This is a genomic window from Arthrobacter sp. MDT2-34-1 (genome assembly GCF_059091365.1).
This window is the reverse complement of sequence record NZ_JBNHGO010000100.1, coordinates 1-626: the sequence shown is the minus strand read 5'-3', so window position 1 is coordinate 626 and position 626 is coordinate 1. Positions and strand designations below refer to the sequence as shown.

Here is a 626-nt window from a genome sequence, read left to right as displayed (position 1 = left end):
CTCACCGGTGCACCCCTGGCCCCAGTCGCCGCCCCCGTGGCGGAAACAACGGTAACTGTCCGCGGCGTGGCCGGGGCTGCAGCTGCTGCCGTACCCGCTCCAACGCCCGCCGCACCGCCGGCCACGGCCGCTGGTCCTGCCGCCGCGCCGGTTCCGGATCTCGTCCCGGCGGTCACGGGTGCTGTCCCTGCCTTGGCGGATCCTGCTGTTCAGGCCCTCACACGTGCGGTGCCGGCAGCTGCTGATGCCGTTCAGGCTGTGGCGCCGGTATCCGGCATCGTTGAACCCGTTATTGCACCTGTTGCCCAGGTCGTTGAGCCGGTCCTTGAGGCGGCCGAGCCCGTGCTGGATGTCGCAGAACCGGTACTGGACGCCACAGAGCCGGTAATGGATGCGGGCGAGCCCGTCCTAAACGTGGCCGAACCTGTCCTGGACATGGCGGCCCCGGTCGTGTCACCGGTAACTGCTGTGCAGCCGTCCGTGCCTGGCGCCCCGCTTCCGCCGATACCGGCCGGCACCGAGGGCCCGGATGTTTCCGGCGTTGACGCTCCCGGTCCCGCGGACGCCTCCGGCCCTGCAGACATTTCCCTGCCCGGTGGCGCGCCTGCCGATTCAGCGGCCGTCCC

At 71.1% G+C, this 626-nt stretch carries 1 pseudogene; it reads left to right on the top strand.

The window, feature by feature from the left end:
- Positions 1–258: 258 nt before the first annotated feature.
- Positions 259–626 (top strand): annotated as a pseudogene (locus AC5RVV_RS17845) (hypothetical protein); the annotation flags it as partial.